This is a genomic window from Frigoribacterium endophyticum, from assembly GCF_011759585.1.
Classification (GTDB): domain Bacteria; phylum Actinomycetota; class Actinomycetes; order Actinomycetales; family Microbacteriaceae; genus Frigoribacterium; species Frigoribacterium endophyticum.
On record NZ_JAAOYV010000002.1, the window covers coordinates 1,168,509 to 1,187,582 of the forward strand.

At 62.3% G+C, this 19,074-nt stretch carries 25 protein-coding genes; 15 read left to right on the forward strand and 10 right to left on the reverse strand.

The genetic code is table 11. From position 1 onward, the window contains the following. Nucleotides 1-34: 34 nt before the first annotated feature. The 5 genes from FHR77_RS12825 (at nt 35) to FHR77_RS12845 (ending at nt 4,008) form a co-directional block, all read left to right on the forward strand. Nucleotides 35-799: a mechanosensitive ion channel family protein gene (locus FHR77_RS12825; RefSeq protein WP_167260770.1), complete on the forward strand. Its 765-nt coding sequence runs from the start codon at nt 35-37 to the stop codon at nt 797-799. Nucleotides 800-907: 108 nt separating this feature from the next. Further along, nucleotides 908-1,306, forward strand: coding sequence for a YsnF/AvaK domain-containing protein (locus FHR77_RS12830; protein ID WP_167260772.1), 399 nt, complete (start codon nt 908-910; stop codon nt 1,304-1,306). 560 nt (nt 1,307-1,866) lie between these two features. After that, on the forward strand, nt 1,867-2,508 hold the full coding sequence (locus FHR77_RS12835; protein WP_167260774.1) for a TetR/AcrR family transcriptional regulator: 642 nt from the start codon (nt 1,867-1,869) through the stop codon (nt 2,506-2,508). Between the two features lie 115 nt (nt 2,509-2,623). Then, nucleotides 2,624-3,532: a hypothetical protein gene (locus FHR77_RS12840; protein ID WP_167260776.1), complete on the forward strand. Its 909-nt coding sequence runs from the start codon at nt 2,624-2,626 to the stop codon at nt 3,530-3,532. Beyond that, nucleotides 3,529-4,008 carry a hypothetical protein gene (locus tag FHR77_RS12845; RefSeq protein WP_167260778.1) on the forward strand — a complete coding sequence of 160 codons (480 nt, stop codon included), beginning with the start codon at nt 3,529-3,531 and terminating at the stop codon, nt 4,006-4,008. The genes FHR77_RS12840 and FHR77_RS12845 overlap by 4 nt, the downstream gene beginning before the upstream one ends. A gap of 34 nt (nt 4,009-4,042) precedes the next feature. Here the strand turns inward: FHR77_RS12845 and FHR77_RS12850 are convergent, their stop codons facing one another. The 5 genes from FHR77_RS12850 to FHR77_RS12870 form a co-directional block, all read right to left on the reverse strand. Continuing rightward, complete coding sequence (locus FHR77_RS12850) at nt 4,043-4,336, reverse strand: hypothetical protein (RefSeq protein ID WP_167260780.1); 294 nt, start codon at nt 4,334-4,336, stop codon at nt 4,043-4,045. Between the two features lie 493 nt (nt 4,337-4,829). Then, nucleotides 4,830-5,147, reverse strand: a complete 318-nt coding sequence (locus FHR77_RS12855) for a hypothetical protein (RefSeq protein WP_167260782.1) — start codon at nt 5,145-5,147, stop codon at nt 4,830-4,832. Between the two features lie 164 nt (nt 5,148-5,311). After that, the gene (locus FHR77_RS12860) at nt 5,312-5,848 is read right to left on the reverse strand and encodes a hypothetical protein (RefSeq protein ID WP_167260784.1); all 537 of its coding nucleotides are present in this window, start codon (nt 5,846-5,848) and stop codon (nt 5,312-5,314) included. A gap of 161 nt (nt 5,849-6,009) precedes the next feature. Next, nucleotides 6,010-6,270: a DUF4190 domain-containing protein gene (locus FHR77_RS12865; protein WP_167260786.1), complete on the reverse strand. Its 261-nt coding sequence runs from the start codon at nt 6,268-6,270 to the stop codon at nt 6,010-6,012. 560 nt (nt 6,271-6,830) lie between these two features. Next, complete coding sequence (locus FHR77_RS12870; protein WP_167260788.1) at nt 6,831-7,025, reverse strand: hypothetical protein; 195 nt, start codon at nt 7,023-7,025, stop codon at nt 6,831-6,833. Between the two features lie 9 nt (nt 7,026-7,034). On the opposite strand from FHR77_RS12870, the gene FHR77_RS12875 reads away from it, so the two are divergent. From FHR77_RS12875 to FHR77_RS12900, 6 genes are all read left to right on the forward strand, one after another. Further along, a complete protein-coding gene (locus FHR77_RS12875) occupies nt 7,035-7,379 on the forward strand; it encodes a hypothetical protein (protein WP_167260790.1) in 345 nt (114 codons plus the stop codon). Between the two features lie 47 nt (nt 7,380-7,426). Beyond that, nucleotides 7,427-7,606 (forward strand): hypothetical protein, encoded by a 180-nt coding sequence (locus FHR77_RS12880; RefSeq protein ID WP_167260792.1) that lies wholly within the window; start codon nt 7,427-7,429, stop codon nt 7,604-7,606. 234 nt (nt 7,607-7,840) lie between these two features. Then, on the forward strand, nt 7,841-9,184 hold the full coding sequence (locus FHR77_RS12885) for an AAA family ATPase (protein ID WP_167260793.1): 1,344 nt from the start codon (nt 7,841-7,843) through the stop codon (nt 9,182-9,184). Continuing rightward, nucleotides 9,174-9,977, forward strand: coding sequence for a hypothetical protein (locus FHR77_RS12890; RefSeq protein WP_167260794.1), 804 nt, complete (start codon nt 9,174-9,176; stop codon nt 9,975-9,977). Before FHR77_RS12885 ends, FHR77_RS12890 begins: the two co-directional genes overlap by 11 nt. A gap of 516 nt (nt 9,978-10,493) precedes the next feature. Beyond that, complete coding sequence (locus FHR77_RS12895) at nt 10,494-10,832, forward strand: histone-like nucleoid-structuring protein Lsr2 (protein ID WP_167260795.1); 339 nt, start codon at nt 10,494-10,496, stop codon at nt 10,830-10,832. 3 nt (nt 10,833-10,835) lie between these two features. Next, the gene (locus FHR77_RS12900) at nt 10,836-11,333 is read left to right on the forward strand and encodes a CarD family transcriptional regulator (RefSeq protein WP_167260796.1); all 498 of its coding nucleotides are present in this window, start codon (nt 10,836-10,838) and stop codon (nt 11,331-11,333) included. A 138-nt stretch (nt 11,334-11,471) separates the two neighbouring features. On the opposite strand, the gene FHR77_RS12905 is transcribed toward FHR77_RS12900, so the two are convergent. Both FHR77_RS12905 and FHR77_RS12910 read right to left on the reverse strand, forming a co-directional pair. Next, nucleotides 11,472-12,071, reverse strand: a complete 600-nt coding sequence (locus tag FHR77_RS12905; RefSeq protein ID WP_167260797.1) for a recombinase family protein — start codon at nt 12,069-12,071, stop codon at nt 11,472-11,474. Between the two features lie 110 nt (nt 12,072-12,181). Continuing rightward, the gene (locus FHR77_RS12910; RefSeq protein ID WP_167260798.1) at nt 12,182-12,913 is read right to left on the reverse strand and encodes an SGNH/GDSL hydrolase family protein; all 732 of its coding nucleotides are present in this window, start codon (nt 12,911-12,913) and stop codon (nt 12,182-12,184) included. Nucleotides 12,914-13,205: 292 nt separating this feature from the next. On the opposite strand from FHR77_RS12910, the gene FHR77_RS12915 reads away from it, so the two are divergent. Then, a complete protein-coding gene (locus FHR77_RS12915; RefSeq protein WP_167260799.1) occupies nt 13,206-14,159 on the forward strand; it encodes a manganese catalase family protein in 954 nt (317 codons plus the stop codon). A 190-nt stretch (nt 14,160-14,349) separates the two neighbouring features. On the opposite strand, the gene FHR77_RS12920 is transcribed toward FHR77_RS12915, so the two are convergent. After that, nucleotides 14,350-15,138 carry a CPBP family intramembrane glutamic endopeptidase gene (locus FHR77_RS12920; protein WP_167260800.1) on the reverse strand — a complete coding sequence of 263 codons (789 nt, stop codon included), beginning with the start codon at nt 15,136-15,138 and terminating at the stop codon, nt 14,350-14,352. A gap of 336 nt (nt 15,139-15,474) precedes the next feature. Here FHR77_RS12920 and FHR77_RS12925 point away from each other — a divergent pair, with 336 nt between their 5' ends. Continuing rightward, a complete protein-coding gene (locus FHR77_RS12925) occupies nt 15,475-15,660 on the forward strand; it encodes a hypothetical protein (protein WP_167260802.1) in 186 nt (61 codons plus the stop codon). A gap of 339 nt (nt 15,661-15,999) precedes the next feature. After that, on the forward strand, nt 16,000-16,302 hold the full coding sequence (locus tag FHR77_RS12930) for a hypothetical protein (protein WP_167260804.1): 303 nt from the start codon (nt 16,000-16,002) through the stop codon (nt 16,300-16,302). A gap of 47 nt (nt 16,303-16,349) precedes the next feature. On the opposite strand, the gene FHR77_RS12935 is transcribed toward FHR77_RS12930, so the two are convergent. Beyond that, nucleotides 16,350-16,769 carry a BLUF domain-containing protein gene (locus tag FHR77_RS12935; protein ID WP_167260806.1) on the reverse strand — a complete coding sequence of 140 codons (420 nt, stop codon included), beginning with the start codon at nt 16,767-16,769 and terminating at the stop codon, nt 16,350-16,352. 944 nt (nt 16,770-17,713) lie between these two features. Here FHR77_RS12935 and FHR77_RS12940 point away from each other — a divergent pair. Then, nucleotides 17,714-17,959, forward strand: coding sequence for a hypothetical protein (locus FHR77_RS12940; protein ID WP_243861671.1), 246 nt, complete (start codon nt 17,714-17,716; stop codon nt 17,957-17,959). A 933-nt stretch (nt 17,960-18,892) separates the two neighbouring features. On the opposite strand, the gene FHR77_RS12945 is transcribed toward FHR77_RS12940, so the two are convergent. Then, nucleotides 18,893-19,072, reverse strand: coding sequence for a hypothetical protein (locus FHR77_RS12945; RefSeq protein ID WP_167260808.1), 180 nt, complete (start codon nt 19,070-19,072; stop codon nt 18,893-18,895). Nucleotides 19,073-19,074 lie beyond the last annotated feature (2 nt).

The following is a 19,074-nucleotide window of genomic DNA, read 5'->3' on the forward strand; positions in this document are numbered from 1 at the left end:
ACCATCTACCCGACATGTGCCCGAAAGGCTTCCCATGGACTTCCCCGCCGCCCTGCAGAACGGATTGGCCACGGTCATCGCGTTCGTTCCGCTGGCTCTGCTGTTCCTGCTCATCCTCGTCGTCGGCCTCATCGTCGCGAAACTCATCGAAAAGGGTCTCTCTCGGCTCCTCACCCGCGTCGGCTTCGACCGTGCGGTCGAGCGCGGCGGCATAAAGAAGGCACTCGCCAACTCCAAGCTCGACGCCTCCGACATCGTGTCGAAGATCATCTACTACACGCTGGTGCTCTTCGTCCTCCAGTTCGCCTTCGGGGTGTTCGGTCCGAACCCCGTCAGCGACCTCCTCGCAGGCATCATCGGATTCCTGCCCAAGTTCATCGTCGCGATCATCATCATCGTCATCGCCGCAGCGATCGCTGCTGGCGCCAAGGGACTCATCCAGAACACTCTCGGCGGCCTCTCGTACGGGACGGCGCTTGGCAACATCGTCGCCGTGTTCATCCTCTTCATCGGCGTGACCGCAGCCCTCGAGCAAATCGACATCGCCACGACGGTGACGACGCCGATCCTGATCACGGTCCTGTCGATCATCGCGGGTGTGATCATCGTCGGTGTCGGCGGTGGGCTGATCAAGCCCATGCAGCACCGCTGGGAGGCGATGCTGACCAAGGCCGAGGAAGAAGCACCCAAGATCCAGCAGCACGCAGCAGCCGCACCCTCTGTCACCAACCAGGCCAAGCAGGCGGCAGACGAGGCGAAGAAGAAGGCGTCGACCACGTCGGCTCGACGCTCCAACTAGCTCCTCGGAAGTAGCGACGGCCCCGCTCCCCTTGAGCGGGGCCGTTGAGCATCAGGCCCGCCATCCCAGACGTATCTGCACCGCACCCACCACGACTTGGACGTGTCCATGACTTCACCCTCGGTTCCTACGCCGCCCCGCCCGCAGGGCACCCAAGAGGTCATCCTGAGCGAGGAACACGTCGTCGTCTCCACGGAGAGACGCGTGACCGAACGCGTACGCCTGCAGCGCGTGATCGTGACAGAACAGCGAACGATCACAGTCGACGTGAGCCACGAAGAGATGCGCCTCGTCCGTGAACCCTTCGGCCCCGACGCCGAACCCGGAGCGGTGCCGGCGGTGGCTGATCGACAGCCCATCGTCATGGTTCTCCACGAAGAGCGAGTCTCGCTCGTTCGAAGCATCGTCCCGGTCGAACGAGTCACCCTTTCCGTTCGTGACGTCACCGAAACGACGACGGTCACGAAAAGCGTGCGCCGGGAAGAGGCATCCGTCGACGTCGATTAGCAGGCCTCGACTCGCCTCCCAGATGCTGTCGAGCCTCCTTCGCTGGCCCAGCCGCAGAGGCGATGACGGCTACTGCCATTAATTTTCGGCTCGGCAGAAAGCTCGAGAACATGCACCAAGACCTCAGAACTACCCTGCACGACCTCGCCTTGGGCGTCCCCGGCGTGGATCACGTTTACCCCACGGGAAGACATGAACTCGTGCGCGTCACCCGCAACGGCACAGAACTGCACATCGGAATTAGAGTCGGGGTGGCCGCCACCCATACGGCGCCTACCGTCGCAAGGAACGTCAGTCTCACCACTCACGCATTCCTGCGAAGGTGCATTCCCGACCTGCTAGCCCACGTCAGCGTGACTGTCGCCTCCGTCGGCCTCCGGGCCGAGTAGCTGACACTTCGATCGATCAGCCCCAGCGCGAACACCTGCACCTTCGTTCACTTGGCCCCAGTAAGCGGTCCTGACCAGGCCGGCCTCGAAGTGTTCGGTGATGTCCCACCTGAGGCACGACCCGAACGGGGTCTGGACGAGCAGACCTCGGGGTGCTCGGATGAGGCAGTGATGGAATCAACCGACGGCGCGCACGACGCAGTTCCTGTCAGCCATGACACCGAGACTCGTGTCCGCATCGTGACGGCCGTGATTACGGCGTTCCGCACCAAGGCGTTCCACGAGACCACCTCTACCGTCGTCGCCGACATCGCCGGCCTCCCCGTCGACACCATCGAGCGTTTTTTCCCCCGTTGGGACGGTCTAGTCATGGCCGCCGTCGACCGCTGGAACGCCGAGCGGATGGAGCCGGTGATCCCCGTGATGCAGACTCACGGCACCGTGCGGTTCCTCCGAGGCATCGTCGAGCAGAACGTCCGGGACCCCTCACTCATGCGCCTCCTCACGTCATTGCTGAACGTTGCGGCGACGCCGGATCATCCAATGGCCCCGACCCTGCAGCACGAATGGCACAAGTTCCACGCATTGGTCCTGCGAGGACTCGTGCACGACGTCACCGTCGGCCGCGAACCAGCGACCATGCAACCGGAACGCGGAGCCGAGCAGCTCATCGCTCTGTACGAGGGCCTCCAGATGCAGTCCATGGTCCGGCCGCGCATGGACCTGCTCGCCTCGTACGACCGAGCCATGACGCGCCTGAGGGCCGGATGGACGCAGGATTACGTCGAGCAGGTTTGGGACCTCGAGCGTTAGCACCGGCCCGCAAACCGATCCCCTATCGGACGCGCAGCGATGAAGCCGACGCACATGAGGGCCGCGAGGTGCAAAGCTCATGACACGTATCGGGGCAATGTGTTCGGGGGACGCTGTGCAGCAGCAGCCAGAGGGCGTCGAGCGGCGGACGGAGCCGGTCACGGTCCGGGGGGCCGTCTGGAAGCCCGTCGCGTGGACGATCGCCGCGGCGGCGGTCATGGTGTTGGGCGTCCGGATGGCCTTCGCGGTCGAGTTCTATGGTGATGCCGTCTTCACTCGGGTGGCGGCCAGTGCGTTCACGATCGGCATCGGGTTCGGCGCTGTGGTCTTTGGCACCCTGAGATTGCGAACGCGGGTGCGGGTGTTTCCCGACCGGCTGGAGGCGGTCGTCGGCCTCGGCCGGAAGGACGTCGTCCTACCCGGCGACGTCGTCGTCATCCGACCGACCGGGGCAGGTCACGTCGGCATCGGCGGTGTGACCGGACGGAGGCGGAGGGGCTTCGTTGCGAACCGGTTCGACCGTCACTACGACGTGCTCGCGGATTGGCTCCGCGACAACGCGGCCGGGCCCTGGGCCTCGTACCAGGATCTGCTCGGCAAGCTCACCCATCTGACCCGTCCCCGAGTCGCCTACGACCTGGTCACCAGGGTTCTCGCGTTCGTCGTCCTGGTGCCGAGCCTGGCGCTACTCCCGGCACTCGTGTCCCTCGGCGCGTACGACGACGCGCACATCCGCACCACATCGTGCACGGTCGAGTCCGCAGCGGGCGGCATCGTCTCGAACCGATCGTCCAGGGGCATTGGTTCGTCGCATTCGGCCGTCTTCTTCGAGACGAACGACTGCGGCCAGCTCACCTTTGATCGCGGCATCAGCTACGACAATCGCGACGAGATCGCCCGCCACTACGACGAGGCACCCGGCCCCTACACGTTCGAGGTCGGGGCCGCATCGTTCTGGATCCGAGAGAACATGCCGTGGGTCCCCTTCTCCCCTGAGGTGTACTCCATCGGCTCACCGAGATGAGGACACGCATTGTCGCGATCTTCGCCGCATTGACGCTCACGCTCACCGGATGCACCGGGAGCACCCCGACGGACGTCGTGGACCCCGAAGGTGCCCGGGAGGCGGTGGTCACAATGGTCGACACCTCGGCGCACGCCCTCGGGGGCGGCTGGCAGGTCTATAGCGGACCCGCCGTCGAGAGGTGCACGAAAAGCGACGGCGGAGACGGGGCCGCCTACGCTTACATCGTCATGCGCGGGCCCACCGTCGGCGATCCGGAGGCCGACGTGGCCGTGCTCGACGAGCTGTGGTCGGGACGCGGCATCACGACGGAGACGTACCAGAGCGAGGGCAGACCGCCGCACCTCGGCATCCGAGGCGTAGGAGGCCCGACCACGAGCATCGACCTGCTGGCCGATCCGCGTGGCTACAGCATCTCCGCCGTGTCCGAGTGCGCCGACGGCGACGAGTCGGAGATGCAGGGCGACGGGGAGTGACGCTCGCGCGGCGCACGCTCGGGTCACCGGCGCGTCAGGGGCGCTTGGGGTCTGGCAGGTCCGCCCAGGCGGTCTTGGTCTTCGTGGTCCGGAGCTCCGGGTAGACCTTCACCATCACGTCCGGGACGACCTCCCACGAATCACGGTCCATCTCTTGGCGGAAGGCCTCGAACACTGCCGCGTGTTCGGGCTCGAGGGAACGGAAGCGGCCTTCGGGATCGCGCGCGAGACGCCGAGCCTCGCCCGCTCGGACGAGTTCGGCACGCTGAGACTCCGTCAGCGGACGCAGCGCACCGGCGAGGACGAGCCAGTCGACCACCTCCTGCATGTCGCCACGCGACGGCCCCCTCCCCTTCGTCTCTTCAGCAACTCCGGTCGAGGCATGCGTAGGCGAGATGATCCATGGGACGACGAAGCTCGGCGAGGCCGCTCCGAGTCCATCCAGGTCTCGAGCTCTCTCTTCCGCAAACCAGGTCTCGTAAATGAGCCAGCCCTCGCACAAAGCGAAGGCGGCGGCCGCGGCAGGCGTGGGCAGCTCCGGGTAAGAGATCGTGGCCGGACCGGTTGGAGTGGTCGGGCGAGACCGCTGGCTCCATCGGGGCAGCCTCATCGCGGGGAACTCACCGTCATGCGCTCACGGTACCGGTCCCCTCACGACGTGCACACGAGCATTCAGTACTCGGGTCGACGAGGACCCCGACGACGTGCCGACTAGCCGTTGCCGAACTTATTGAGACCTTGCCGGTACCGGCATCGACGCAGCTGCCGCGTTAGCCGATCCCTTTCGGACACGATGACCGCACCCGGCTGGAACGGGACGCCTAGGCCCTTTTGCTGCGAAGCGCGGCGACGTGGCCGGCAGCCAGGGCAGCGCCGACGAGGAGCAACGCGACGAAGGACGTCACACCCGAGCCTGGCCCCCCACCATTCGCAGCGAGACCGATGAGGCTCACACCGATCGACAACACCGCTAGGGGAGTCACGACCCAGGTGGCGGCACGACGTGACGCCTCACTGTCGACGGCCTGCAACCTGAACAGGCGCAGGGCCTCGAAAGAACTCGTTCGGGCGTGCGGCGCCAACAGCGCCAGCGTCGCGGCCGCGACAGCGGCAAACGCGATGACAGCCCACACGGTCACGACAACTCCTTTCGACAGCCCACGTTAGTCACCAGCTCGAGGAGTGGCCCCCGAAGGCTCGCCCACCCCACATGCCTACCGGTCCTCCGAAAGACGGGGCCTGGGCTCTCACGGATCTTGCTGGAGACTGAAACTGTGGCCTCTTCGTGGTCGGCGGCGAAAGCTCACCAGTATCTGCCGACGACGTGAACAGTCAGCCCGTTGAGTGTGGCGTCGGCGTAGACGAACCGTGGGTCGGAGAAAGAACCCAGGATGGGGCCGCCCTTGTCCTCGATCTCAGCCGTGAGCTCTGTTGCAGTCATTCCTGGGGGCGGAGCTACGTAGAACGTCGACCAACACCGGTCGTCGCGGCAGTGCCTCTCCGTGTCAACCACGACGGAGCCAGCGGGAAAGCGCATCGCCGCGGCCTTGGGAACATCGCCGCTGGTCCGGCTGAACTCGAAGAGGAAGCACAGACCCCAGAACACCAGGAGGGCAACGACGCCGAACGCGATGGCGGCCCGCTTCACCGACGGAACAACGCCCGGTCCTGCAAAAGACACCCTGGCCTTGGTCACGTTTGCAGCCCTCCACACAGTTCTGCAGCGAGCCTCGACCGTTCTCCTTTTCAGCGCCCCGGGTGATCGCTGACTCAGTGGGTGGTCGAGCTCCTCTGGTCTCATCGAGCCGTCGTCACTGCTCTTGACGTCAGTGTGGATCAAGACGACCGTCCGGAACAGAGGGAATTCCGAGATAGCGCCAGCGTCTCAGGCATTGCGCTTACTGGTTGCCGGTTATCAAGCGCCCACAGGGGCGGGTCCAGTCTGCCTTTCCAAAACAAAAAGCCCTGCCATAGGCAGGGCTCTTTGTCGTGCGTTCTCTACTAGCTAGTGACGCCTGCGTTCATCCCTGCCGCCCCCAAAGAGATGCCGGCGATGATGCCAACCACGATGAAGACCAGACCGATGATGATCGCGGCCAGGGCAAGACCGCTGCCCTTCTCGCCCGTGCGCTTGATCTGCGACCGAGCAACAAAGCCGAGGATCACACCGACGAGCGGCACGATGAAGGCAAGGATGATGCCCACGATGGCGAGGACATTGGTGCGGCCGGTCGAAGCGGCAGGGGTAGAGGTAGAGGACATTACGGCTCCAAGAAGGGTCGGGTAGCGATCACGGCGACAGCAAACGCGGAAACCGAGTTGCACATCAAATTAGCGCCACCATCGCTACCTAGGTCATCAATCCACGCGCGGCGGTGAGACGCGCCTCGAATAGGGCCCACTTGGCGATCGGCTATCGGGCGCCCTGTGGTGTGGTTGAAAGTGCAATGCGCTCCGAAGGTCCGATTAGATACGTGCATGCCCCGGTCAACCTGCCCCTTTGAACGAGGTGCCGCAACCGCTGCCTGGCACTCCTTCCAGCAAGTGAAGCGATGAACACATCAGAAGTGTCGGCTCTGGTAATCGCATTGCTGTTCATCCTCGTTGGGCTCCTCCTCGCGGTATTCCACCAGCGTTTTTCGAGACGAGTCAAGAGTGAGCGCGAACGCCTAGGAGTCCAGGTCGGCTCCGAGAGCCACCCGACTATGCTTCTTTTCGTAGGCCTCTCATTCGTGGCCCTCTCCGTCGTGCTCCTGGTCGGCACGTTTGCAGGCACTCTCTCCGGCTGACTTCGCCTGCAGAGCAGCCCAGTCACCGATCCCCTATCGGACGGTGCGGTCGAATACTGCGATGAGGTCGTTAGCCAGGGCCCGCCCTTCTGCGCCGGCGCTGATGTTCTGGAGGGCTCCGTCGCGAACGAGGGCGACGAGTCCGTGCGCGAATGCCCAGCTCACGAGCGCCATGGCTGGCTGATCGACCTCCTTCAAAAGCTCGGCCGAGAAGACGACGCCTACCATGCAGTCGCCTTGATCATGATCGAGTACGGCGACGACGTCGCTTTACGCGCCGAAGAGACGGCAGCGGAAGACGACGCCGATAACGCCCTTGTTGCCGCGGGCCTCGAAACCGACGACGACACTGATGTCGACACCGATGACGAAATCGTGGACGTCCCCGCCTCTGCGGTCGACGAGGCCCTCAGCAACCTTCCCAGTGTCGCCATCCGGCACGACGCCGTTCCCGGAGCCCTGCAGCCATCGCGCTTCCTAGGGCTCATGGTGAAGCGCGTCATCGATGCCACGCCCGTCGACCGGCACGAAGCCGCTCGCGATCGACTTGAGAGCCCGCGGCAAGAAGACACCAACAGCTGAACGCTCACGCCGTCGCAGGGTCGGACGTAGACGGTATTGTCCCGATCATGGAAATGGTTGAAGCCGGTGCGATGGCGCTGGCGGCCGCAGTGGGAGTGGCTTTCTTGGGCCTCGTAGCCAAGAAGGGGGCGGACCTCCTTTGGGTGATCGTGTCCGCGCTTGGACGGGCTGCGTACTGGGTCACCGTCGGCTGGTGGGTGAACCGAATCAAGTCGGCGATGTTCTAGGTGCCTCCGCACGCACCCTGCTACAACCTCAGCTAGGAATGAACGGCCAGTTGATAGTTCGCGGAACGTGGCTGAACACTAAATAGCACCCAGTTGTGTAGACCATTTTGCTCCGTCGCCCGGGGTGAAGCGCTGGGACGAATCCTCCAAGCCGTTACGGCTTCCACGCTTGCATCCCCTTCGTTCCCGACCAGGTACCCCGCTACGATCTAGGAAACTCCAAGAGGGGGAGCAATGCTCACGACCGCGGCCGTACGAAACCTCGTAGGCGAATTCGACCATACGATCACGCTTGAACCGGGATGGCAGTTTGCAATCGCGTACGGCCTCAACGGCGTAGGAAAAACAAAGTTCCTTGAACTCATCAACGCCTCGATGAATTTGGATCTAAATCGCTTATCAACAGCTTGGTTTTCGTCTCTCACTCTGGTTTCGGATAATCAAGATGAGCTAGTCGTGCAGAAGATATTAACGCCTGCAGTAAACGACGGTGACGAAGAACCGACAGAAAGTGTTATTTACAGGCTCCGGACCTTCGAGGACGGAGAAGTCGTTGAATGGCTGGCGCCCATCGAAGAGGATCTCATGATCCGTCGCCAGATCCAACGCATATCACCCTATGTCCCCGTCCCTGGGTCGCCCACTCTTTGGCGAGACCCTGGTGATGGAGAAATCATTGACTACTCCGAGCTTCGAGAGCGCTACGGATCTCACGTCCGCACTCGTCGACCTTCGTCACGACTTGCAGCTCCCGAAGTTCTTCAAAACTTCATGCAACAAAATAAGACCTATCTCATTGAAACCCAGAGACTAGTAACTATTCCTTCGCGGACAAACGGGTCCCGAATTGACAATCAACTTTCCCCCAAATGGAATGTTGAAGCTTACGCTGGTGACCTTAAGCAACGAATCGAAAGAGCTCTTGCTGGGAATTCACTTGCATCGCAGCGTCTCGACCGTTCGTTTCCGCGCAGAATCATCGATCAACACGTCGAAGATGCTCTGACCGAAGAAGATATCCGCAAGCAGTATCAGGAACAGGATATGCATCGCCGTCGGCTCGTTGACATCGGGCTGACCTCTGCTGAGATGGACGTCCCCCTTCCGACAAAAGAGTTGAAGGGGTGGCAACGAGCCGTTCTCACGACGTATCTTGAAGATAATGCCCTAAAGCTCGGTACATTTGATGATCTTCTAGCGCGAATCAGCTTGCTGGAGGAACTCGTTAATGCCCGTTTCTTGCGAAAAGCAATTGTGGTTGACGCAAAGGATGGGCTGACGCTTAGGTCCCTCAGTTCAAAACACACAATTCCAGCGAGCGGCCTTTCTACTGGCGAGCAGCACGAGCTCGTGCTCATGTACAATTTATTGTTTCGGGTAGAGCCGGGGACATTGGTACTCATCGACGAACCAGAGATTTCTCTTCACGTTACGTGGCAAAAAAGTTTTCTGGCCGATGTGTCCCGGGTCGCCGAGCTACGCGGATTCTCCTTTGTAGTGGCAACCCACTCGCCGCAGATTATCGGGCAATGGTGGTCCAGAACAGTCGAACTGGGGCCGGGCGAAGATGCTGAATGATCTTGACGGCAATGACCTGTTCAACACATTGATGTTGGAACGCGGCCATTCGACGCAGGCCTGCGTTGTGGTTGAGGGCGAGACCGACTTTAACTTGTTAGCAGACTTTCTACGTAACGAATCGTTGGACATCGTTGTGGGGTACGGAAAGCAAAGCCTTCTAGACGCCAGTCATAGTGCCAGTGTGGAATTGCCAAAAATTGTCTTTCTAGTCGATGCAGACCTTGATCGACTCACAGGCGCAATTGATGGCTATTCTTCAAACGTTGTCGCGACCGATTTCTACGATCTCTACATGGATGCCCATGCCCAGGATCCCGAAGGTCTTGTTAGAGTTGCTCGCCGATTTCTGGAAAAAGCGACAATATCGACCGCTGATGGTATTGATCGAGCTTTTGAAGCAGCAGCGGCTGTTGGGGCTGCAAGACATGTCTCAAAAGCCGCAACCTACGATCTCAATCTTCATGATTTTCCGGTCCACCTCGTCATGAGTGCATCAGATGGGCGGACCGAGATATCCAAAGTAGTTGATCTTGCTTTAAAGCGCTCTAAACCTGTGGGCACGACCGCCGAAGCGCTTTCGGCGGAAATCAGCGAGCGTATGAGCGCCCCAGATTGCGTTTTTATCGTGAACAGCCATGATTTATTGTCGGCTTTACATTTTTGTTGCACGCGGTTTGGAACCGGACGAGTTAGCCAAACAATGGATCAACTCTTTGAACTCGCCATTGATAGATCAGTCTTTGAGGCGATGCCAGTAATCAAACGATTGGAAGATCGTTTGGCGAGTTAGAGCAAACCTACGTAGTGGCAGTCAATTCGTGATGCCCGACCATAAATCGATCGCCTACCGGACGTCGGTCCACAGCCTGTCTTTAGTGGGTGAGTGCGCCTATTACGTTCGGCCAATCCATACGCGCTAACGCTTCCATAAACCCGGACGGACTTGATGCAGTGCCAATTTCGTTCCGAGTGCGAAGGTCGAAGACTAATATCAGATAGGAACCGCCATCCACATTTTTCGGACCGTGGAAGTCGAATCGGACAGGGTTCCCGTCGATTGAGCCAAGTAACGCAGTAAGAACGTCTGGAATATGGACTTGCTCGCGAGAGAGCGAAAAGTCTAGACGGCGGGGCTTAAGCTCCGCCGCGATCCATCTTTCCATATCGGACGTTGTCATACGCCTCTCCTCGATGGTTCTCACATTGCGCACTAATCAGAGCACATCAACGCGCTTGATGCACGGTAGGGACGAATAAGCTTGAAGCGTCCGTAAAAACTGGACACGCATGACTATGGAGATGACTAATGGCCCAGAAGACTCTTATCCAGCTCGTCGACGATCTCGACGGTACCGCTTTGACCGACGGGGCAGGTAGGACGGTCGCGTTTGCTCTTGAAGGAGTTTCGTACGAGATCGACCTGAGCCTGGCCCACGTCGACGAGCTGACCGGGGTTCTTGCCCCGTACATCACGGCCGGTCGGAAGGTGAGCGGGCGGAAGAGCGCCGCTCGCACCTCGGGGTCGAAGTCGGACCCGGCAGAACTGCAGAAGATCCGCGACTGGGCCGGCAAGAACGGGCACACCGTCTCTAGCCGCGGCCGGATCTCCGCCGCGGTGCGTGACGCCTACAACGCCGCCCAGTAGCCGGTGCCTGGAAGCTACGAGGTGGGGACGACGCTGGTCTATCCCCACCACGGTGCCGTCACCATCACGGACCTCACCACCCGAGACATCAAGGGCACACCCACCAAGTACATGACCCTCCGGGTCCACAGCAGCGACCTCGTCATCCAGGCCGCGATCAACAAAGCAGCAGACCTCGGGGTCCGGGACGTCATCGACCAGACAGGCGTCGACAAGGTCCACGCCCTCCTCCAGGCCGGCGAGGTCGAAGAAGCCGCGAACTGGTCCCGGCGCTTCAAGGACAACCAAGCCAAGATGATCAGCGGCGACGTCTACAAAGTCACCGAAGTCGTCCGCGACGTCTGGCGGCGAGAACAAGCATCAGGTATCTCCGCGGGAGAGAAAAGCATGCTCTCCCGTGCCCGGCAGATCCTCGTCTCAGAGCTCGCCCTCGCGCAAGACACCACGACCGACGACGCCGACACCAGGCTGCTCGAGGTCCTGCAAACACCCACCCTGTAAGAGCGCATCACGCACGGCTGCCGGCGGGCCGGCGGCGCCCGTTACGAGGCGACTGCGAGGGTCACCTCGTGTTCCCGTCAGACTGCTCAAGTCCTGCCGGGGGCGAGGCGCCCCACGCCCTGAAACGCGTGGGGCGCCTCACTCCCCCACAGGACCCTCCGCAAGTCCCCGAGCAAGCGCCCGGTAAAGAGTGGTCCGGTCGATCTGCAGATCTCGGGCCACCTTCGCCTTCGGCACCCCGGATTCGATTATCCGGCGCGCGTCGACCAGCTGCTCGGCGGTCAGTTTCTGCGCACGGCCCTTGTACTTGCCTGCCGCCTGCGCCAATCGGATGCCCTCCCGTTGCCGCTCCCGGATGAGGGTCCGCTCAAATTCCGCAAACGCCCCCAGAAGGTTCAGCATCAGCCGGCCGATCGCATCGTCCGTGTCCCGGCTGTAGGTCTGCTGCTCCTTCACGAACACCACCGAGGCACCCTTGCCCGTGATCTCGTCAACGATCACCCGAAGATCCCCCAACGACCGGGCCAACCGATCCATCGAGGCAACCTTGACGATGTCGCCCTCGCGGACGTACCGGATGCAGTCAAGGAGCGCGACCCGGTCCACACGCGACCCACCCGAGACCTTCTCCTCAAAGACCCGGTCGACTTCGCCAACCGCCTCGAGCTGCCGGCCGAGGTTCTGATCTACCGAGCTGACCCGGACGTACGCGACAACCTGCGTTTTGTGCTGCACCATTCCTAGACCCTGACACACACCTGTGGCAGAAGGAACGAAACACGCTCTAACGCCACGCGCGCCGCGCCTTCAAGCTCCCGTTGCTCTGGGGTATACCCCAAACCGGCGGCCTAGCTGACGGCGTCAGCGAGGTGAGCGCCCCAGACCTTGTAGGTGTCCCGGTATCGGTGCTCTTCAGATTCGGGCCGCCAGACCGATCGGGTGAGTTCTTCGGGGAAGCTGACGACGTCGACTGAGGCGTAGTCGTCCGCGAGTGCTCGAGTGCGAGCGTTCAGGACCCGGCCGTGGAGACCGGCGGCCAAACGAGCCGGGGCAGACAAACTTCCCGCGTTGTCCAGCGGAGGGATCTCGCCGACGAGGATCTTGCCCCCTCGGGGGAGCCCTTGAAGGAGGACGTCGAAGGTCTCACGAAGAGATGCCTCCCATGTGAAGGGCGAGATGACGCGGAGAGCGTCACTGATTCCGAGCAAGATGACGACGCGGTCACAGCCGGCCAACCGATCACCCTGCTCGACGACTACAGCCGCGGCTCCTCGGACACTGGACGACGGGACCGAAGCGATCGACCACGCCACCCCTCTGCCCGTCGCTGCTGCTCGTCGCCGCGCGAAGAACGCAGGCAGGGAAAGTTCATGCGTTCGTACGCCCAAGGTCAGCTCCCCCAGCTCTCCCACGAACAAGACCCGGTCAGGATCGCAGCCCTCGACCATCCCGTCGCTGGCATCTTCCGGGTATACGTCTCCACCGGCATCTCGGCGTCGGAAGATGAACTCGGCAATTCGAGCGCCACGCAGCGGAAACGTGGCGAGAGCACGCAGGGAACTCAGAACGGTGAAGGGCATGAGAGTCCTCGGCCCAGAACGTGCAGGTCGGGTGCTGCGTGCTGTGGGCTAGTTGTCGGGGACGTTCACCGTACAGACGACCCCAAGCCACCCATCAGCTTGCACCCCGATCAAGCCTGATCAGCTAGAAGACGTCCGGTCAAGGACCGGCTATTGGGCACAGGTTGCACCTCATAGGAAGGGGCCTTGGGCCTGCGATCTGTAAAGGCTCTGAAGGTGTGACCTTCTTCTCCCTTCAGCGAGCAGCGTTGTAGGTGGGCGGCACTTCGTCGTCCGCCAGCAAGGAGGAACCATGTACTTCCACGCACAGACCTGGATCAACGAAATCGCCGACGGCGAGCCCGACCCCGCCGCCGCCAACGCGCTGCAGGAAGGCCTCGGCGGCCAGTTCGGCGAGATGCGCACGATGATGCAGTACCTCTTCCAGGCGATGAACTTCCGCGGGCCCGCGGCCAAGCCGTACCGCGACCTCATCCAGGGCGTCGGCACCGAAGAGATCAGCCACGTCGAGCTGATCGGCACGACCATCTCGCGCCTGCTCGACGGCAGCCCCGAGTACACCGGGAAGCTCACCGACCCGCTCGACACCCCCGGTGCCGGCGGCGCGACCCCGCTGAACATCGCCCTCGACACGGGCAACATCCACCACTACCTCGTCGGGGCCCAGGGCGCCCTGCCCGTCGACTCGGTCGGCAACCCCTGGAGCGGCAGCTACGTCTACAACAGCGGCAACCTGCCCCTCGACCTGCTCTACAACCTCATGCTCGAGTCGACCGGCCGCCTGCAGAAGAGCCGCATCTACGAGATGACCGACAACCCCGTCGCACGCAAGACGATCGCGTACCTGATCGTCCGCGACCAAGCGCACGAGAACGCCTACGCCAAGGCCCTCGAGACGCTCGGCGTCGACTGGGGCAAGCTGCTGCCGATCCCGAAGACCAACGCGGAGGCGTTCCCCGAGGTCAAGGAGCTCGTCGACCTCGGGCTCCAGAGCAAGCAGTACACGTTCGACCTCGACGGCAAGTCGGAGGCCGGCAAGATCTTCCAAGGCACGTCGCCGTCGGGCGACGGCACCGAGTTGTCGTCGACGGAGCAGGCGCCGAAGGGCGCGCCGTCGACGATCTCCCCCGAGCGTCTCGAGGAGTTCTCGCCCGGGCTCGACAAGGACCTGCTGTCACTCATCCAGCAGACCGCCGAGATGGAGCTCGCCGACATCGAGAGCTTCTACGGGCCGACCGGCAAGTAGCAGGCAGCACCGGAGCCGCCTCTCCGCCGAGTGCGGAAGGCGGCTCTCGGTCGTTGTGCCCGGAGCCGGGGGTTCTCCGCGATGCGCTCACGTAGAAATGGGGCCGGGCCTGCGCGACCAATGCGTCGTCGACCACCAGGAAAGCGGAATCCGACTTCGCAATCGCACCGCTCCCCCGCTGCCCTAGGCGTTATTGCGTGGGACTTTTCCGCGAAGCGAAGAGGCCGGACACGGCGGCTACGACCAGTGCGAGGTTGACGGTGGCGCTCATCCAGAATGGGATGCCATCGGTGGTCTGGGTGCGGAAGCCGATGAGGGCGTTGTAGAGCACGTGCACGACGACGGCGCCGAGAATCGTGCCGGTGACGCGGCGCGCGAGGTAGCACGCCGAGCCGAGGAAGAAGGTCATGACCACCTGGAAGACAGCGCCACCACCGACAGCGTGAGCGAGAGCGAATGCGGCAGAAGAGACAAGCCACAAAGCCCATTCGGGCGCAACACGTCGAAGGCCTGCCACGACGACGCCTCGGTAGACCAGTTCCTCGACGAGAGCGACGGCGACGATGGTGGTTGCCAGGGCAAGAAGGAAGTTGCCGGTGTCGGGGTTGATGGGCGAGGTGAACGAGATGAGTGTCGCGGCGGCGAACACGATGAGTGCCGCGATACCCCACCGGGATCGTGTTCGGTCGGGGTCGGCAAGAACGGATCGCCAGCCCCCAAGGGCCGTTGCCAGGACGATCAGCACAATGAGGATGATGCCGTCGCCCGCCGCTTGACGGAGCAGGGTGCCCGTCGAGCTGAAGACGCTTTCCCCGTCTTCGCGACCAGGCAGCAACAGGCCCAAGACAAGGGTGAGAAGCGGAACGAAAACAATGAAGGCGACGCTGATTATGGCGGCGACAGAGTTGCGTGTGACACGGGCGGGGAAAGCGTTGCCCTGAGTGGGCCGGTTCGCGGCGAGGTCGGTTCGTGACGTCATTGGGAGTCTTTCCGGTGAGTTGTGTCGAGTCCAGCAGCAGCGGTGGGTGGTGAGCTCTCAGTCGTCTTCAGGGGTCGCACCAATGACGGTCATCGATTTTGCACTTAGCGACGGTGGGACCCGCAGCCCCCTGACTGGTGACAATCCCCAGTGGACAGAGCGACGAATCCTTCACGTACGAGCCGAAAGGCTCAACCGCTGACAACGTTCCTCCTACCCGGCAGGCCCATCATGTCCTTCGCAGCGCCCACACCGGCCGCAACCCACCCATAGCGCCTCCCCCAAGCCAATACCGGTGCCCCGGTTGTCGTCCGTCTCGACTCGTCGAGGTACCCCGTGACCCTGACTTACGCGACCCTGAACGCCTGGACCGTCAGCGAGACCTTCGGGTCAGAGCACGTGATCCACGGCCACCTCATGGAAGGACGAAACGGCCGATTCATGGTCCTCAGCGTCGGGCAAACCGAAGAATACGGCTACTCCTGGCAGGAAGCCCTCACCACCCATCTCGGTCAACACTGACAACAAAGCCACAAGAAGACGATCTTCTTCTCTTCGGCAAGGTCCCTCCTCGAGTACGCCTGGAAATGCGTGTCTTGGGCAGCCCTGCACCTCTGGCCGCAACCAAAAGGTCTTCTAAATCCGGCTGACATGCCTCTAGGTGCGAGGCCGACACCGGACTACGTTGTGAGGGCAGCCCGGACCTCGCTGCCGATGGTGGGGTGCCTGGGTCCGCTCGGGTTCCCCACCGGGAACCGACCGCACGGGGTCCCGCGTCAGCTCGACCGGCTCATGAATGGCGCGGAACGTTCGCCATGTCCTCGGACTAAGACGTCACGGGTTCTGACTAGGATCACCGACATGACCGACTCCTCGCTTGTACCCACCGGTGAGCCCATATCGGACACCGCGGCCCTGACCGAGGAACAAGACGCGCTGGCAGAGACAGCGCGAGACGAAGTCGAGGCCTTCCTGCAAAGCCCTGCCGGGGGCGTTCATGAAGCGGCCGTCGCAGCGACGACAGCGATTGAACATGCGGTCGGCGCTGACGTCTCGGTCGACGAACTTTCCGCAGTCCTCGAGGCAAGCCCACAAGCGGTGCAGGCAATCCTTAACCACGACATCAATCTTGAGGACCTGCACCCGGAGAACAACACCGACTAGCTCAAGAACCTCTGCAACCTCACAACGCGGTTCAGACGTCGCGCGGTTCAGGTGCCGGCGGGCAGCGGCGCTCGGAACCAGTCCAGCAGAGACCGCACCGACGGCTCAAGAGTGGTTCGACTTCGGGCGTCGTCGAGAGGCGCACCGGCGACCTCACCGTAACCTGGGATGTCTTCGGCAAGGAGATCGGTTGTAGTCCGGTAGCCCATCGTCCAGGACCCGAAGCGGCGCTCGGTGATGCTCTCGCGCAACAACACGTCAAGGTCCGTGTGCCTCCGATCGGCGCTGATCCGGGCGTACCGGTGGCGCACCGTGTCTTCGGATCCTTCAAGGACCTGTACGAAACGACCCTGCTTGTGCATGAGGTACCCCGACAGTCCCAGGCGCCGATTGTTGGCGCGGCTGTTCATCAGTAGGGTCGCGAGGTCGTTGTCAGAAAACGGGCTGGTCGCAGCGCTGGTGTACACGAGCGAAATCAAAAGAAAACCTTCCCCTCAGACGTCGGTTCAAGCCTGACGGATTCTGACATCGCGTGCCACACCCCAAGCGGGGCCCATTTGCCGGCCGGTCACCCCCCGGCAGGTGCCGAGTAACGTCCACATCGTCTCCCGAAGTCTCTACTTCGTGGATCTCACGGTCACCCGGAACGCTTACCCCTCATTCCGCGGTGGAGACTGGCGCCCTTTGGACCCGAACCGGAGGGCGCCACTCTCGACATCAAGACACAATGACCCCGCAGTGTCACAAATGGCGTACCTTCTGCGCGAAGCAGGCGGTAATTAGGTACCTGTTTCCGGGGTACAGGATTCGGGTCCGCACCTCGAGGTGGGGCCACCACATAGGGGTATGTGACGCCGGCCCCACCACCGCCCCACGTTTCAAGTCCCCGGGAATGCCGACTTTCGAACAACCCTGTCCTTTGGAAGGGTGATCGAGCCGAGGAGTTCGGGTCTTTTCGGCAAGTGGAGGTGTCGGCCCTGTCGTCGGGGCCGGCACCTCAGTTCTCGTCCCCTGCGTCGCCGCAGGTTAGAACTGGTGGATCTAAGAATTCGAGCCGGTCTTCCTCCAGTGCGCCCGCCCCGGAAGAACTACTGTTCTCGCGTCTTTTTTTCCTTTTCTAGGGCAGCAAGGACAAGGTTCCCGCGGCTTTAGGCCTGCGCGGGGCGCCTCCCCCGGAAGCACTAGTCCGACAGCCCCCGCGCGATAGCCCGGTATATCGTCGTCCGATCCACCTTCAGATCTCGCGCGACCTTGGCTTCAGGAACACTAGAGGCGACTAATTGACGTCGGTCAACAAGATGCTCGTCCGTCAGTTTCTGCGCCCTGATTGAGGTCAGCGATAGCCCGGCGACTACTCGGGCCCGCTTCCTGACCTGAGTTGTGACTGATCAGAGTTGACTTGAATGCACCGGTGATCCCCGCCGGCCTCCGCACTGGTGCGGAGTTCCCCTCAGAACGGGCGGTCCCTGTCATGCAGATCGATAAGAAGCTGATCCTCCAGCACCTTGACGGCCTTGGTAAGCACGACGAGGCCGCGCGAGCGCACGACGAACTCCCCGACACTGTCGACACAGACACCCACGCAGACCTCCTTGCACAGTTCGGGATCGACCCCGGGGACATGCGCGGAAGCCTCGGCGCCCTCTTCGGCAAGTAGCAAGGAAAGGCCACTCATGAGCAACCCCACTCCCCCCACAAGCCCACCCCACCCCGACACAGTCGACCCCGACCACGGCACTGAGCCCGACGGAACACCCGTCGAAAACCCTTCAGGCTGACAAGAAACAGCAAACGCCCCTCAAGTCGAGGGGCGTTCTGCTTGCTGGGCCGCTACTTAGTGGAACCGTGCGAGGTCTCGCTGTCGTCGCTTTCTTCCGAGTCATCCACCAACCCCTCCTTGGACCCATCGGGAAGGTCCTCGGTGTAGGCACGCTGTTCCTCGGTCATCTCAGTCGACCCGTCCGGAGTCTCACTAGGTGTCTCTGATTCGCTCATACCCCAAACTAACCCGCTCAAAACGCAATCAGTAGGCCTTGACGGACCCAAACAAGTCGGTCGAGAACGCCCGTGAGAGCCGTGGAACCTCCGGTTACGGAGCCTTAGTCCTCGCACGGATGCCGTGTCGCGCACCCGCCCACTCCGCACCATCGGCCGCCTAGGACGCCTGGTAGATGACCGCCTAACGGACATGTGCTGGTCACAATTGCAGGGGCATGCGATCGCTGAGCTTTACAGCGCTGGTGCCGGCCCGAGGAGCCAGGCGAGAGCTTCGGCGAACGAGGCCGTAGTCACTGTGGTTGCTGCTTTCGTGTTTGTGACGAGGAACGCTCCGGCCTGGCGATCGACGAAGCCGACTTCCGCCCCTCCGGCGCCACGCACAACCCACCGTCCGGGAGCTATGCCTTCGAAGCAGGCAGGCATGAGTGCTGGCCCTTTCGGTTGGTGTTATGTCTGCAGGGAGCGAAATGAGTGAGTGGCACGCCCTCGTGGTGTGTGCGTGTCGTGAGGGCGCGCCCCGCCACGTAAACCATTCGGAGACAAGGCGGCGGTCTTTGCGTGCCGCAGTGGCGGCAAGCAAAGCGTCGCGGTCCTAGCTGCTGAGGGACAGCGCGAGGAGCATCGCCCCGATGGCGACGACGGCGCCGAGGACTGTGAAGGTAGCGACGACGAAGGTGACCGCTTCGCGGCGGGTGCGCTCGGGGGGCACGTAGGAAACGCGACGGTGAGGTTTCTGGCGCTGCGAGGGAGGCAAAGTGGCGGTGTGGGTCATGC

Coding starts and splice junctions, on each gene's coding strand:
- FHR77_RS12885 (WP_167260793.1), top strand. CDS start 7,841: ATGCTCACGACCGCGGCCGTACGAAACCTCGTAGGCGAATTCGACCAT.
- FHR77_RS12930 (WP_167260804.1), top strand. CDS start 16,000: ATGACCGACTCCTCGCTTGTACCCACCGGTGAGCCCATATCGGACACC.
- FHR77_RS12870 (WP_167260788.1), bottom strand. CDS start 7,025: ATGGTAGGCGTCGTCTTCTCGGCCGAGCTTTTGAAGGAGGTCGATCAG.
- FHR77_RS12835 (WP_167260774.1), top strand. CDS start 1,867: ATGGAATCAACCGACGGCGCGCACGACGCAGTTCCTGTCAGCCATGAC.
- FHR77_RS12895 (WP_167260795.1), top strand. CDS start 10,494: ATGGCCCAGAAGACTCTTATCCAGCTCGTCGACGATCTCGACGGTACC.
- FHR77_RS12845 (WP_167260778.1), top strand. CDS start 3,529: ATGAGGACACGCATTGTCGCGATCTTCGCCGCATTGACGCTCACGCTC.
- FHR77_RS12945 (WP_167260808.1), bottom strand. CDS start 19,072: ATGACCCACACCGCCACTTTGCCTCCCTCGCAGCGCCAGAAACCTCAC.
- FHR77_RS12915 (WP_167260799.1), top strand. CDS start 13,206: ATGTACTTCCACGCACAGACCTGGATCAACGAAATCGCCGACGGCGAG.
- FHR77_RS12825 (WP_167260770.1), top strand. CDS start 35: ATGGACTTCCCCGCCGCCCTGCAGAACGGATTGGCCACGGTCATCGCG.
- FHR77_RS12905 (WP_167260797.1), bottom strand. CDS start 12,071: ATGGTGCAGCACAAAACGCAGGTTGTCGCGTACGTCCGGGTCAGCTCG.
- FHR77_RS12865 (WP_167260786.1), bottom strand. CDS start 6,270: ATGTCCTCTACCTCTACCCCTGCCGCTTCGACCGGCCGCACCAATGTC.
- FHR77_RS12910 (WP_167260798.1), bottom strand. CDS start 12,913: ATGCCCTTCACCGTTCTGAGTTCCCTGCGTGCTCTCGCCACGTTTCCG.
- FHR77_RS12890 (WP_167260794.1), top strand. CDS start 9,174: ATGCTGAATGATCTTGACGGCAATGACCTGTTCAACACATTGATGTTG.
- FHR77_RS12920 (WP_167260800.1), bottom strand. CDS start 15,138: ATGACGTCACGAACCGACCTCGCCGCGAACCGGCCCACTCAGGGCAAC.
- FHR77_RS12880 (WP_167260792.1), top strand. CDS start 7,427: ATGGAAATGGTTGAAGCCGGTGCGATGGCGCTGGCGGCCGCAGTGGGA.
- FHR77_RS12850 (WP_167260780.1), bottom strand. CDS start 4,336: ATGCAGGAGGTGGTCGACTGGCTCGTCCTCGCCGGTGCGCTGCGTCCG.
- FHR77_RS12830 (WP_167260772.1), top strand. CDS start 908: ATGACTTCACCCTCGGTTCCTACGCCGCCCCGCCCGCAGGGCACCCAA.